Below are 12,761 nucleotides of genomic sequence, written 5' to 3' on the forward strand. Positions count from 1 at the left end.
GAGGCCTTCGACGGGCTCCGCGGGCCCTGCGACATCCACACTGTGCGGCGGATGGAAGAGGGCCGCCTCGAAGCCATAGACCTCTCCGATGCGCTCTCTCACCACCGTCGAGTTGGCCACATAACGGTGCGCTCTCGTCGCTGCCCACCGGTCCCACGGGACCAGCAAGGGCTTCAGGGAGGCGAGGGCGAGCGCCGCCGGATTCCGTTTCTTTTCAGCGCCAAGGTACTGGTCCGAGAGGTAGAGCCAGCGCGCCGGCGAATGACAGTAGACCAGCCTCCGCCCCGCGGTCCGGAACCCGTGCGCCCACCCGCTCGAGGAAGTGATGACGACGTCGGCGGGAACCTTGAGCGCATGCGCCGCCGGCGCGAGGAGCGGCAGCGCGGAGCGATGGTTCCGACGGAAGACCGGGAGGCGGTTCAGCGGTGAGGTCACCACGTCGGCGGTACGGAATTCGGGATAGGTGCCGTCGGGGTCGTAGAGCGTGGTGTAGATCTTCGCCTCAGGGAAGGCCCGGAGCATCGCGAGCACCACTCGCTCCGCGCCTCCGCGCTGCGTCAGGTAGTCGTGTGCGATTGCGACAACAGGCTGCTTCTCCCCCATGGTTTCCCCCCCCGTGTGATTCCGCCACCTGATTCCCCCGTGAAACGCCCTTCAGAATGCGGCCCGTGCCCGCTGCGGGTAGCGGATCCCGGCGAGCCCCGCTGATTCGACGCCGAGCGCGATGAGCTTCTCCGCTACCTCCGCCGGCAGGAGCCGGGCGAGCCCATCGACCGCCCGGCCGTACGCTGGAAGGGTCCGCTCGGTGGCGAGGGTGCTGGCTACGCCGACCATCCGATTCCACAGCCCGCCCTCGGGCCCCCGGTCACCGAGAGCCCCGCGTCCGTGGATGTCCTCGAAAGCCTCGCGGGCCGCGCCCGAATGGAGCGCCCGAAGAGCCCGGACAGCAGTGGTGGTCGACGCGCCGTGGTGGCGCGCGATGAGCTCCGGCGCCACGACGACCGGGATCCCCGCGGCGTGAAGCCGATAGCCGAAGTCCACATCCTCCCACCCGTAGCGTCGATAACGGCGGTCGTAGCCGCCGAGCTTGTGATGCACGCTGGCGCTGACCGAGACGTTGGCCGCCCAGAGCCTCCAGGTTCTCTCTGGCGGAAGGGCGAGCGCCTCGGCGAGCGCCCGCTTGTCGGCCTTCCTTCCATAGGCGCGGGCGTAGGGCGTCTCGGGCAACACGTTGGCGGTGAGACCGACAACGCCGCAAGGGCCCTCTGCATGGCGGGTCACGTGCCCCGACACGAACCCTCGAAGGGGCTCGAGGTCGTCGTCGGAACGGATGAGGATCCGGCCTTTCGCGGCCTCCGCCCCGGCGTTGAGGGCGGCCGATCGCCCTCTGTTCTCCGGAAAGACGATCGTCCGGACGTCCAGCAGATCCCGCCAGCGTTTCACCTCCTCCTCGCTCCCGTCGATGTCTCCGTCTACGACGACGAGCACTTCGAAGTCCGCCGTGTCCTGCGCAGCCAGTGCGGAGAGCAGAACGGGCAGACGCCGCGCACCGCCGCGGGTGGGCACAATGACGGACGCAGCCGGAACCGTCATGTGGCCGCCTCCGCCTTCGGCGCCGCCGTCCCCTCCGGCAACAGCCCCAGGGAGCTGAGCAGTTCGCGAAGGGCCTCCCTCCCGACGACCGGCGAGAAGCGCTCGGCCCATCGCGTGTGGGCGCGTTCGACGACGTCGCTCGCCGGCAGCGCGGCGGCCGCCGCGGCAATGGCATCAGCGAGCGAGCGCGGATCTCCTGCTCGGGCAATCCAAGGATGGTCCGGGCCGACGACCTCTGGGAGCGCTCCGGCGTCCGAGACAACAACCGGCACCTTCGCCGACATCGCCTCGGTCACCACAAGCCCAAACGGCTCTTCCCACAGCGATGGCACCACGAGGATATCGATCGTCCCGAAGAACTCGTCCGGGACCATCCAGCCGAGCTGCTGGACCGAACCTGAGAGCCTCCGCAGACGGTTCTCAACGACAGCTCGCTCCCGCGCGTCGACAAAGCGCGGCTCCCCGGCCACCCGGAGGAAGTACTTTGCCTGACCGGTCCGGCGGAGCAAGGTGATCGCGTCGGCCAGGATGTGGACTCCCTTCGCCTCTGACGGGCGGCCCAGGAATCCAAGGCGGAGCGGACCCTTGCCCCGGGGAACGACGACCCGCTCAAGGGCGGGGGACCAATTATGGAGGACCCTCGCACCCGAGATCCTGCTGGCCATGAATTCGGATGGCACCACCGTGGCCATCGCCCCGAGGCGGGCGACCGTCACGGCAGCACGCTGCGGTCCCGCCGGAACCTGATGGAGGTGGACGATCCGCCGGGACATTCCGGACGTGGCCGTGGCCGGGACCAGCCCGTTGCACCACAGCACCCCCTCGGGGTGCTCCTTGCGCCAGCGCCGCAGCACATGCATGTACTCGATGCGGCTTCGCACGCGCAGCGCCTCGGCCGTGAAGCCGCGGTTCCTCGCCGTTTCGACGAGGCCAGCGGGAGTGTCCATGCCGACCACGAGCGGTTCCATCCCGAGGTCGCGGAGGGCCTCGGCGACCGCAAGGAGCATGACCTCGCCACCGGCGATATCGCCATTGTTGGCTGCGAGGACGACCGGGAAATCAGAAGGAGGATTTGTCATGTTCATTGTCCCCATGTCACTCGACTACCAAATTTCATGCCCGTACACCGGACACGCTTCATCGAATTGGCGGCAACCACCGAATGATCGCGTGCCCGGGGATGGAATGCACTACTGACGAGAGTAGCCGCTCCGATCGGCCGGCACGCAGGCGCAGCATCCAACACGCCGGAGCCGACCACGTCGCCCGAGGACGAGGACCGGAGAGGTCCGCCCCGCCGACGTGCACGGCATCATATTGCCCCGATAGATATATTCATTCTTTCAACGCCCCAACGGCTTGTTCGTATTTCGGTCCAGCCAATCGTCGATTCAGTCCTATTGCCATAACGCAGCCCAGAAGGAGGAATGCGGGAAGCGCGAGGAGAACTTCACCAAGCCGTGACGCGCAAAATAGCAGCACAATTGCGGCGGCTTCTAATGCAGTCGGCGGACGCAGATGCGTCGCTCTGAGGAGCGGAAGCGCGATGGCGACCAGAACACCGGTGACGGCGATGAGAAGGACCCAGCCCCCTTCGACATAGAGCCCGAGGAATGAGTTGTGGAAGAACCACGACCTCCCTTCGAGGTCCACAGTGGCCTCACCGAGTCCCAGTCCGTAGGGCGGCGCAGCCTCGGCCTTCTGCCACGACGCCTCGTCTATGCGCGATCGGAGGAGATCGGTGCCAGTTCGGTCGCTGAAGATCCAGGCGTGGGCAAAATTCGCCTCAAGATACTGAATTCCTGCGTAAAGCGCAGCGAACATCGGGAGATGAAACGGCAGCGGAAGCCGCCGTCGCACCAGCACCCACAGAGCCGCGGCGGCGAGCGCGGCAATCGAGGTCCGCGAGCCCGTCAGGAAGACGGTCACCCCAGCAAAGACGAGCAGAGCAACGCGCCAACGCGCGCGAATGACAAACGGCAGCGCGAGGAGCGGCACTGTCGCATAGAACAGGCCCGCGACATTCTTGTCGCCCAGAAATCCTGTGAGAAGCCCCCCATAGCCGTCCGGGGCGAGCCGCAGGTAGAAGAGCAGCACGTTGACGGCCAGTCCGACGAGAAAGCCCCGCAGCCCAGACCACACGTCCAGCCTCCCGGTGGCGATCTGGAGGGACAGCACGACCATCACCACAAGGCGGACGGTACGTCTGAACCAGTCCACCTCATTGACCCAGGACTCCACGACGCAATAAGCAAGCAGGATCACCCAGAACGGCAGGTACCAGCCATACCGAGTCAGGGGCCGGATAGGCGAGCGGAAGACACCGAAGGCAACCAAGGCGACGGCCGCCACCTCCGAAAGGGGAACCGAAACAGGCAGTACGGGTACACCCAAGCCGTCGAAGATCAGCAAGAAGAACAGACTGAATTCGACGAACCTCAGGCGTTCCCGTCGTGCCGCGGACTTCTCCCGGATCGCGACCCCCGCAGCGATCACCGCAGCGCTCCATATGCCGCGGCTATTCGCGTCGTCATGTCTTGCCGCGTGGGCCAGCCGTCAGGCAACACGGGCCGCGCATCTGTCCTCGTCTGGCTGACAATGGCGGCGGCCACCGCCCGCGAATCCGAGGCCCGTACCAGACAGGCCTCGGGCAGGATCTCGGGATTGCCTCCCACAGGGGTCGCCACGACACCGAGGCCCGCAGCAACAGCGTCGAGCAGCGTGTAGGAACAGTTCTCCCAGGCCGAGAGCTGGACCACGACGTCCGCCGCAGACATCGCTTGCGACGCCTCGAGGAATCCGGGGAACGACACGACACGCTCGAGGCCCAGAGCCTTGGTCATCGCCTCCGCTGCCTCTCGCTCAGGACCCTCCCCCGCCACCGTGAGACGCGCGCTTGGATCGTACCGGTGGAGTTCCGCGAAGGCATGGAGGAGTTCCGGGAGCTGCTTCTCCGGGGAAAGGCGTGAGAGCGAGAGAACCTGGGGCGACGAAGGGGCTTTCTGCGACTCGGGACGTCTCCTGGCGTCCACGCCATTCGGAATGACCAAAGGCTCCATGCGCGGACGCCACTTCTCCAGCATGGCTTGACGCGTCGCCCGTGAAACCGCGATCGTGACGTCCGTCGTTCGGAGGCGCCATGAATGCACCAGCGCTGCGGCTCGTGCCCTCCGCCGCGTACGGTGGTAGAGCTTTTCGTCTCCCGCGATGCCGTGCTCTGTCGTGGCCAGAGAGGTTCCGGTCAGAACCCTCGCGGCTGCCGCGGCGACGTCAGCATAGGCGAGGTGGGAATGGAGGACGTCGGGTTGAATCGTCGCGAGATGGCGGCGCAGAGTCCGTACCGATTGGGCAAGTCCGGCCGCGGGGCCAAAGGGGCCAGTGACCACCGCTGCTCCCGCCGCCCGCAGCCGCCGCGCTAGTTCACCTTCGGGGCACAGGACGATCAGACGCCAACCCGGGATCCCGACGGCGGCCACATCGAGGACGTGTCGCGCGACGCCGCCGAGTTCACCCACTGGCACGGCCCAGAGGGTGGTGGGGTGGCCGCTCAGGTGCCGAGACCGCCGTCGCCCTTTCAGAACCACTGCTCGAGCCTTTCGAGCGCTGTCCAGAAGCCCTCGCCGCTGTTCACGTGCCCCTGCCAGATCTCCGGAATGAATCCCACCCCGGGGGCCAGGCGATCGAGCTGCGTCGCGAGGGAGCCCCAGTCAACCTCGCCCTCGCCGACTTGGATCCCTTCGCCGTCTACCCCCTTCGCGTCGACGAGGTGCAGGTGAATCGCGTGCGGTGCGAGCCGTTCGACGGCCTCCGAGAAAGGCATTCCGAGATGGTTTGCTGCCAGCTTGGAATGGGAGATATCGAGGCAGAGTCCAACCCCGGTAGAACTCGCGAATTCCGCGGTATCGGCTGGATCCAGAAACAGGTTGTGGAACTGCTGGCCGCCCATGAGCCAGGGGTAGGGCGGCAGGGTCTGGGCGGCGAGCCGGACGCCAGCGGTATCGAGCTGGGCAAGGGCGCTAGCGATCCGCTCGTACATGGCTGGGCGGCGTTCGGTCGCGATGTGGCCATCCGTCGTGAAGCCGCCCATGGTCACGACCATGATCGGCTCATCAGCACGTCGGAACCACCGGGTGAGCGCGCGGGTGACCTCGATGCTCCTCTGGACCTCGGCGATGGATCGCTCCCACACCCCGTCATCCAGCGAGGCAAGGTCCACGATGAAGTCACCCGAGAAGAGATCCGGGAGGTGGGTGGTGAAGGCCAGGTCGAGCGGCTCGGTGAACACGGAGTCGACATCGACCTCGAGGTCCTTATAGGAGAAGTGGAACTCCAGGAAGCTCGGTGTGCAGTCGCGAATGAGCGCCGCATGATCGTGATAGCGGACGGGCAATCCCCATGGCCGCCTGAACGCGAAGTCACGCGCCGACGGCACAACATCGGCCAGATCACCGGCGAAGAAGAAGTCGCCTGGCGCGAGATCCCGCTGGAGCGTGCGTCCGAGCAGCTGCGGCAGTGCGTTGGGCTGCAGCCCCCGTCCCGGACTCTTGACGTCGACATCGGCCTCGCGCACGACCTGACCCTTCGAGAGGGGGCGAGCGGCAACCAGCGACTTCGCCAGATTGACGCGATTCATGAGCTCGCCCGTCGAGACCTCCCGCGGCGAGCTCTCGCCGATCGATTCCTCAGTCTCCCGAATCCAGCGGACCATCTCGGCGAACTCGTCGGGGAGGAGGGAAACCTTGTGATCGTTCCCCTCCATCGCCACATCAATCGTGAAGTGCTTCTCGATGATCTTCGCTCCGCGCGCCACTGCTGCCACCGGCACGTGGTACCCCCGCTCGTGCCCGGAGTACCCCACGATGCACTGCCCGATCTCGGCAAGCCGGTCCATGTACGCGAGGTTGACGTCCTTGTAGGGAGCCGGATACGCCGACTGGCAATGGAGCATGGCAAACGACGTGCCGAGGCCGCGCAGAAGGGCGGCAGTCTCGCGAATTTCGTCCTCGCGAGACATCCCTGTGCTGAGGACAAGCGGAAGTCCGCGTGAGCCGGCGTCGCGCAGGAGCGAGTGATGGGTGAGATCGGCCGAGGCGATCTTGAGGGCCGGAATGCCGTAATCGGCCAGGGCGGCCACGCTCGGCGTATCCCAGGGGGTGCACATCACGTCGACTCCCCTGTCCCGGCAGTGATCGAAGACCCTGAAGAGGGCCTCAGCGGGGAGGGAGAACCGCGAGAGGAGATCAAGCGTGTACTGGGCCCCGAGGTCTTCGCCCGCGCTCGAAGCACTCCCCTGTCGATAGAGGGCGTCCAGATTGCGGAGCTGGAACTTCACGGCGTCTGCGCCCGCGTCGGCGGCGAGGTCCACCAATCGGCGGGCAAGATCCACTGACCCGTTGTGGTTGTTGCCGATCTCGGCGATGACGAACGCTGGAAGCCCCTCCCCGACGTCGTGCGTGCCGAGGCGCAGGACATCTGCACGGTCGACGGCGACGGCGATGAGGTGTCCACGGTCGTCGACGAGCGGGACATGAGTGACCCCGGAGGACATGCGGGAACGGAGCTCCGCCGGTGGGCTCTTGTGATGTGCGCTGCGGACAGCTCGATTGGCCACGGCCAGTGCGGACGCGCCGAGATCCGCGCCGGGATTCTCCACGATCCAGCGCCGGAAGTCGCCGTCGGACAGCGAACCCCTCAGAACGCCGTGCTCGTCGACGCAGAACACGATCCGTTCCTGGTTGGCGCTGATCTTGTGGAGCGCGGAAAGGACGGGATCTTCGGCAAAGACCACGTATCGCGCGATGTCGCGTTCCACGATCATGATGCCCGCTCGCCCCCGTCGAGTTCGCAACGGAACCAGTCAAGATGCTGTTCCGCGATCAGCAGGTCCAGCTCCGTGTCGACGTCGACTCCTTCGCGTTCGTCCATGACGAAGAGGCCAATCCTGCCGCCGAGTCGGCTGCCGCATTCGGAGTAGAGCGATGTCTTCGTGAGGTACAGCGAGCCCGTCTCGCGGTAGGCGTAGTCCTCGGGCGCCAGATCCTGCCGGCGAGGACGCCGAGACGGTTCGTAGGCCGCCACAGGCTCTGCGCCCATCATCCAGAGGAATGGGGTCTGGGGAACGACACCGACGAGGGAATCGACGCCCGTCGCGTGGAACTGCTCGACGGCGCGGTCGAGGGTTCCGGCGAAACGGACGGGTGACGTGGCCTGCAGGAGCATGACGGCGTCAGGACGCCGGCCTTGCTCCACGCGGACTCCGATGGCATGGCGGACCACCGGTTCGGTCGGCGTCTCGTCGCGAGCCAGGGTGGAAGGGCGGAGGAAAGGCACGTCCGCGCCGGCGTCCTTGGCTACCTCGGCGATTTCGGGATCGTCTGTCGAGACGAGGATGTCAAGGTCGGCTCGTGCGGCGAGCGCCTGCTCGATGGTCCACACAACGAGGGGCTTTCCTGCGACGACGCGAAGGTTCTTCCGCGGAACCCCCTTGGACCCGCCCCGGACGGGTATCACACACAGAATGCTCATCTTCTCCCTCTGGAATGTCTTGAGGCGTCCTTGACGCCTTGAAGGCCGGCCGCCCGGGCCACGTGATCGGCCACCGCCACGGCTGGTTCCCTCGCTGGGCGCGGAGGTGCCAGCGTGGGCCTTCTGCCCCAATGGCCCATGGAATATCGGTCCCAGAACTCCTCAAGCCATCGGGGCGGGCGGGGGTACGAAACCCAGGCGGGAAGGCCTCGGGCCGCCGCCTCCAGAACCCCAGTGGAGAACACGGATACCACCGGTCGGCTGAGCTCCGAGAGAGGCCGCGACTCGCGATCGATCCCGATCCCTGCCCTCTCCCAGAGGCGGTGCTGGAGGCGCGAGGCCACGTCACCCTCGGCGGGATGCGGGCGGTATTCGGCGTTATGGGCGCGGCAGAAGGCCTCCGCCGCGCGCGCCTTGGCCCTCCGCGGAAGCTCCGCACCGTGGAGCTGACCGAGATAGAGCGGGCGAGCGCCGTCGTCGTCCGCTGTAAGGGCGACGACCCCCTCCGAACCCGCCGCCCACAGCAGCTGGGACCCGACGGTCGCTCTCAGGACGTCGTCTCGCCCCGATGCCGAGAACGCAGCGTCCGCATCGCTGAACGCGAGCAGGCGCGCGTTGACCGGCAGCGGCGGTGCGTGCGGACTGAGCAGCCCGTGCTGCACGACGACGCGCTCAGCCCCGAGCTTCTCCGCCCACACATCGGCGAGCGCACCGTTCGGAAGGTGATGGCCCACCGACAGCACGGCACGTACGCCGGCGAGCGCCTCCGGGACCCAGTCGTCCTCAGCTGCTTGATGCCAGTCCCACGCACCGGGGGGAAGAAGGTGCCCGAGCTTGCCCGGAGCCAAGACCGCGACGTCAAAATCGGTCAGCAACTCGAGCGGCCGTACCAGCGAGGAAAGTTGGGTGGGCGTCACGGCGTCGAGAGCGACGAGGACCACGGGCGAGGTGCCGCGAACCGCGAGCCAGGGCACGGCGCGAGGTCGACGGCGGAGGCCGGCACGGATCCGTCGCAGCGGAGCCTGCCGGCTGTGCCATCGCCTCCACGCCTCGAGGTCCCGCGGATAGATGAGCCCCTTGCACGTCATGCCCAGAGCCCGTCCACGTGACCGACCCGGTGCGCGAAGGTGTGCTCCGCCAGGCTTCGGCGCCTTCCGGCAGCGCGGATCCGCTCGGACCAAAGGTGGTCACGCTGCGCCCGCCCCGCGAGTTCGACCAGGTGCTCCTCGCTCGCGAAGACCAAAGTCTCCGTGCCGATGTCGTAGAACTCTGCCACGTCTGCACGATCCACGAGCTGCAGGCCGCCCATACCGGGAACTTCGAAGGACCGCATCGAAAGCCCCGCCTGCAGGCCGTGGATATTGATGGCCGCTGCGGCTTCACCCTGGATCGCGTAGGCGGTTGGGAGGGGGATATCGCGCTCGGCGGGCACGTCTGGGCGGCCAATTTCCCACGTCCGCAGCCGATCCAAGGGGTGGTGTGACCATTGGCGACCGTACGCGCGTACAGGCAACCCAGCTTGGCGGAGCCGCGTGAGCAGGGCGACCCGGTTGGCGTAGCGCGCGCCGACGAAAACGATCTCGCCGGTGCGCCGAGCAGAGGGTTCCGCGAGATCTGGATCGAACGCGTTCGGGACGAAGGTTGCATTGATTCCGCACCCCACAAGATGCTCTGCCTCGCTCCGGGCGTAACTCACGACCGGACCGATCTCGCGAAGGAAGTCGTGCGTGTAGCGGTGCCGTGCTAGGTCGTCGTAGAGCCACAGGATCCGCGGCAACTTCTGGCGGACGACCTCGTCCCAGAAGGCATTGCCAAGGGTGTCCCCCTTGACGACGATGAGCCGGTCCGGACGAGTGAACCGCAGCGCAGTGAGGGCGCGATGAGTGGCCCAGGCCGCGGCGTGCGCATGGCTGTCCGCGCCGAGACGGCGCGGCAGCTCAACAGCCACCTTGTTGCGCACCTTGTCGCGGAGCGTCTCGAAGGCGTCGTACGAATGTGTCACGACCTCGTAGCCACGCCGTTCGAGGGCACGCCCGATCGAGCGGTGGTAGCCGTGGAAGGCGGGGGTCACGAGGAGCAGACGAGGGTGGCGACTCATGAAGGCCGCCTTCGCAGGTAGCCGATTTCTTGCCGGAAGGTGCCCGCCGCCCGGACTTCCCGCCCTGCCGCTTGACGGATCGCGTTGACTGCGAAGTTCGCGGCCGAGGCCCCAAGGAGCGCTGACCGAAGCCAAAGCTCGCCGCCCCATTTACGCGCATAGGCCAGACGCGACTCCACCAGCCACTGCCGCCGCGCTTCGGGGTCGGACGAACCGCCTCCCTCGTGGATCACCTCGACTCCTCCAGCGAAGACGGACAGCACGCCGCGGGCCCTCAGCCTCCGCTGGAGATCAACCTCCTCGCAGTTCATGAAGAATCTCTCATCGAAGCCGCCGACGGCTCGGAACTCCTTCACAGGGATGAGCAGGGCCGCCCCCATCAGCCAATCCACCGGAATCGAGACACCGTCCGCGCAGCGGGTGTCGTGTCCCACCGCTTCATGGAGGAGCGGTCGGTGGCGATGGCGGGCCAGAAGCGAGAGCCACTCGATTGCCTGATGGCCAACCGTGGGGAAATGCCTCCCAACCCATTGCGGCTCGCCGTCGCGCCCTCGCACCTGCGGGCTGACCACGGCGGGCTGCCACGGGAGCGCAGCCGCGAGGAGGTCGCCGACGAACGTCGGTCCGATCTCGAGGTCGCTGTTGAGCACCAGCACGAACTCGGTCTCCACCTGCTCGAGGCCGCTGTTGACCGCCGAGCCGAAGCCCCCGTTGCTGCAACGACGGACGACGAGGACATCCTCGGTGTCTGGGAAGGGCACGGGCGAGGCGTCGTCGCTCACGATGATGCCTGCCGGGCGAACCGATTCCTGCGTCTGGAGGGACCTGACCAGGGCGAGGGTCGGCGCTGGCTCGCCGTAGTGCGGAATGACCGCGGAAACCCGATGCCCCCTGAGTTCAGGGGCGTCTGCGGCCCCCACTAGACCCGCCCGAGTGAGACGAGTTCGGAGAACTGAGGACTTTGCGCCTCGACCTCGGCAAAGGTCCCCTCGGCGGCAACGGATCCCTCCGCCATGAAGACCACAGTCCCGGCCTTGCGAACCGAGGAGAGCCGGTGCGCCACGATGACGACCGTCACCAAACCGCTCAGCCCTTCGATCGTTTCGGTGATCCGCTTTTCCGTGGCATTGTCGAGCGCAGAGGTGGCCTCGTCGAGGACCAGCAGACGCGGACGCCGATACAGGGCGCGTGCGATTCCCACTCTCTGCCGCTGGCCCCCGGAAAGGCGGACGCCCCGCTCCCCGAGCCGCGTGCTGAGGCCCCGAGGAAGGTCTTCAAGGACGGGTCCGAGTTGAGCAAGGCGGACCGCCTCACCGAGCCGTTCGGGATCGGCGGTGCCATCCTCACCGAGCGTGATGTTGGCTTCCAGGGTGTCGTCAAGGAGGAAGACGTCCTGTGGGACAACGGCAATGCCCGAATACCAGCCGTTGAGATCTTCGTGGATGTCGCGTCCCCCGCAGGTAACCATGCCGGCTGTGGGCGCCAGAAGCCCGAGCACGAGGTCCAGGAGCGTGCTCTTCCCAGCACCACTCGAACCGACAAAGGCCGTGGTGGTCCCGTGTTTGATCACCGTGGACACGTCGCGGAGGACGGGTTCCCGCGAGTCAGGGAAGCAGTACGTGACCTGATCGAGGACGATGTCGCCGTCGTAGAGGACGGACGGCGGGCTTGCAGGATGCTGGCCCTGCTGCTCGAGCTCGTTCAGCTCTGTGCAGAGGACCGAAAGCCCGTGCTGCCCCGAGCGGATCAGTCCCGTGGTGGCGACTAGCCGATTGACCGTCGGCAGGATTCTGGTCGACCCAGCCGCAAAGACCCCGATCACCGCCACAGCCTCACCGGGCGCCTGGGTGGCGAACAGGACTCCCGCGATGAGCCCGATGCCGACCACGAAGGAAACCTCAAGCACATACTTCGGCAGCTCCGAAGCGAGGGATTGCTCGCGGCGAGCTCTTGCCCGCTCCGTCTTCGCGCGGCTGAACCGAGCGATGAGCATGGCGGATGCCCCCGCGAGCCGGACCTCGCGGAACCCGCTGATACCCGGCATGAGGGCAGACCACGCTTCGAGTTCCGTCCGGGCAACGACTTCCCCGATCCGACGGAACCGCGGACGCAGGACGCGCTGGACGGCCCAGCCGGAGCCAGCGATCACGAGCACGGCGAGTGCCGTAGCGATCGGAGAGACGAAGACCAGGACGACGGCGATCGCTGCCAAGGTCAGGGCGTCGGTCAGCCAGTTCAGAAAACCTTGGACGACGTGGGAGAAGGTCTGCGGCACGAAGGACTCGATGCTTCGGTGAACTTCTCCGAGTTTCCGCTGCCGATGCGCCCAATACGGCGCCTGGAGATAGCGGCGCATGAGTTCAGTCGATGCCTCGGTCTCCAGCTGGGCGGTGAAGCCCAGCTGCCACCAGCGGAAGGCTATGGTCATCAGGCTCTTGAGGACGAAGGCGCCTGCCACCACCGCGGCGATGGCCGGAACGAGGACCCGCGGCTCCGACGAGCCCAAGGTGCCCGCAGCCGCCTGGACGAGGGGTGACTCAGAGGC

The 12,761-nt window shown here is 66.8% G+C and carries 11 protein-coding genes; all 11 read right to left on the reverse strand.

Annotation, left to right across the window (positions count from 1 at the left end):
• Window positions 1-603 (reverse strand): glycosyltransferase (locus ACTHL9_RS03415; RefSeq protein ID WP_440517328.1); only part of this gene is annotated, 603 nt, incomplete at its 3' end.
• A 51-nt stretch (window positions 604-654) separates the two neighbouring features.
• The gene (locus tag ACTHL9_RS03420) at window positions 655-1,593 is read right to left on the reverse strand and encodes a glycosyltransferase family 2 protein (RefSeq protein WP_440517329.1); all 939 of its coding nucleotides are present in this window, start codon (window positions 1,591-1,593) and stop codon (window positions 655-657) included.
• Window positions 1,590-2,672 (reverse strand): glycosyltransferase, encoded by a 1,083-nt coding sequence (locus ACTHL9_RS03425; RefSeq protein WP_440517331.1) that lies wholly within the window; start codon window positions 2,670-2,672, stop codon window positions 1,590-1,592. The genes ACTHL9_RS03420 and ACTHL9_RS03425 overlap by 4 nt, the downstream gene beginning before the upstream one ends.
• A gap of 256 nt (window positions 2,673-2,928) precedes the next feature.
• Entirely contained in the window at window positions 2,929-4,089 is a 1,161-nt protein-coding gene (locus tag ACTHL9_RS03430; RefSeq protein WP_440517332.1) for an O-antigen ligase family protein, read from the reverse strand.
• On the reverse strand, window positions 4,086-5,114 hold the full coding sequence (locus ACTHL9_RS03435; protein WP_440517333.1) for a glycosyltransferase family 4 protein: 1,029 nt from the start codon (window positions 5,112-5,114) through the stop codon (window positions 4,086-4,088). The genes ACTHL9_RS03430 and ACTHL9_RS03435 overlap by 4 nt, the downstream gene beginning before the upstream one ends.
• A 53-nt stretch (window positions 5,115-5,167) precedes the next feature.
• The gene (locus ACTHL9_RS03440) at window positions 5,168-7,411 is read right to left on the reverse strand and encodes an N-acetylneuraminate synthase family protein (protein WP_440517334.1); all 2,244 of its coding nucleotides are present in this window, start codon (window positions 7,409-7,411) and stop codon (window positions 5,168-5,170) included.
• Window positions 7,408-8,118 (reverse strand): acylneuraminate cytidylyltransferase family protein, encoded by a 711-nt coding sequence (locus ACTHL9_RS03445; protein WP_440517335.1) that lies wholly within the window; start codon window positions 8,116-8,118, stop codon window positions 7,408-7,410. Before ACTHL9_RS03445 ends, ACTHL9_RS03440 begins: the two co-directional genes overlap by 4 nt.
• The gene (locus ACTHL9_RS03450) at window positions 8,115-9,206 is read right to left on the reverse strand and encodes an RNA-binding protein (RefSeq protein WP_440517336.1); all 1,092 of its coding nucleotides are present in this window, start codon (window positions 9,204-9,206) and stop codon (window positions 8,115-8,117) included. Before ACTHL9_RS03450 ends, ACTHL9_RS03445 begins: the two co-directional genes overlap by 4 nt.
• Window positions 9,203-10,216 carry a CgeB family protein gene (locus tag ACTHL9_RS03455; RefSeq protein ID WP_440517338.1) on the reverse strand — a complete coding sequence of 338 codons (1,014 nt, stop codon included), beginning with the start codon at window positions 10,214-10,216 and terminating at the stop codon, window positions 9,203-9,205. Before ACTHL9_RS03455 ends, ACTHL9_RS03450 begins: the two co-directional genes overlap by 4 nt.
• A complete protein-coding gene (locus tag ACTHL9_RS03460; RefSeq protein WP_440517339.1) occupies window positions 10,213-11,136 on the reverse strand; it encodes a glycosyltransferase family 2 protein in 924 nt (307 codons plus the stop codon). Before ACTHL9_RS03460 ends, ACTHL9_RS03455 begins: the two co-directional genes overlap by 4 nt.
• Window positions 11,136-12,761, reverse strand: a 1,626-nt coding sequence (locus ACTHL9_RS03465) for an ABC transporter ATP-binding protein (RefSeq protein WP_440517340.1), incomplete at its 5' end; no start/stop codon positions are given. The genes ACTHL9_RS03465 and ACTHL9_RS03460, both read right to left, overlap by 1 nt.

The organism is Sinomonas sp., assembly GCF_051955515.1.
In the GTDB taxonomy this organism is placed as follows: domain Bacteria; phylum Actinomycetota; class Actinomycetes; order Actinomycetales; family Micrococcaceae; genus Sinomonas.

What these genes read in the sequence shown, in the direction of transcription:
- ACTHL9_RS03420 (WP_440517329.1), bottom strand. Translation starts at nt 1,593, where the DNA reads ATGACGGTTCCGGCTGCGTCCGTCATTGTGCCCACCCGCGGCGGTGCG.
- ACTHL9_RS03425 (WP_440517331.1), bottom strand. Translation starts at nt 2,672, where the DNA reads ATGACAAATCCTCCTTCTGATTTCCCGGTCGTCCTCGCAGCCAACAAT.
- ACTHL9_RS03440 (WP_440517334.1), bottom strand. Translation starts at nt 7,411, where the DNA reads ATGATCGTGGAACGCGACATCGCGCGATACGTGGTCTTTGCCGAAGAT.
- ACTHL9_RS03445 (WP_440517335.1), bottom strand. Translation starts at nt 8,118, where the DNA reads ATGAGCATTCTGTGTGTGATACCCGTCCGGGGCGGGTCCAAGGGGGTT.
- ACTHL9_RS03450 (WP_440517336.1), bottom strand. Translation starts at nt 9,206, where the DNA reads ATGACGTGCAAGGGGCTCATCTATCCGCGGGACCTCGAGGCGTGGAGG.
- ACTHL9_RS03455 (WP_440517338.1), bottom strand. Translation starts at nt 10,216, where the DNA reads ATGAGTCGCCACCCTCGTCTGCTCCTCGTGACCCCCGCCTTCCACGGC.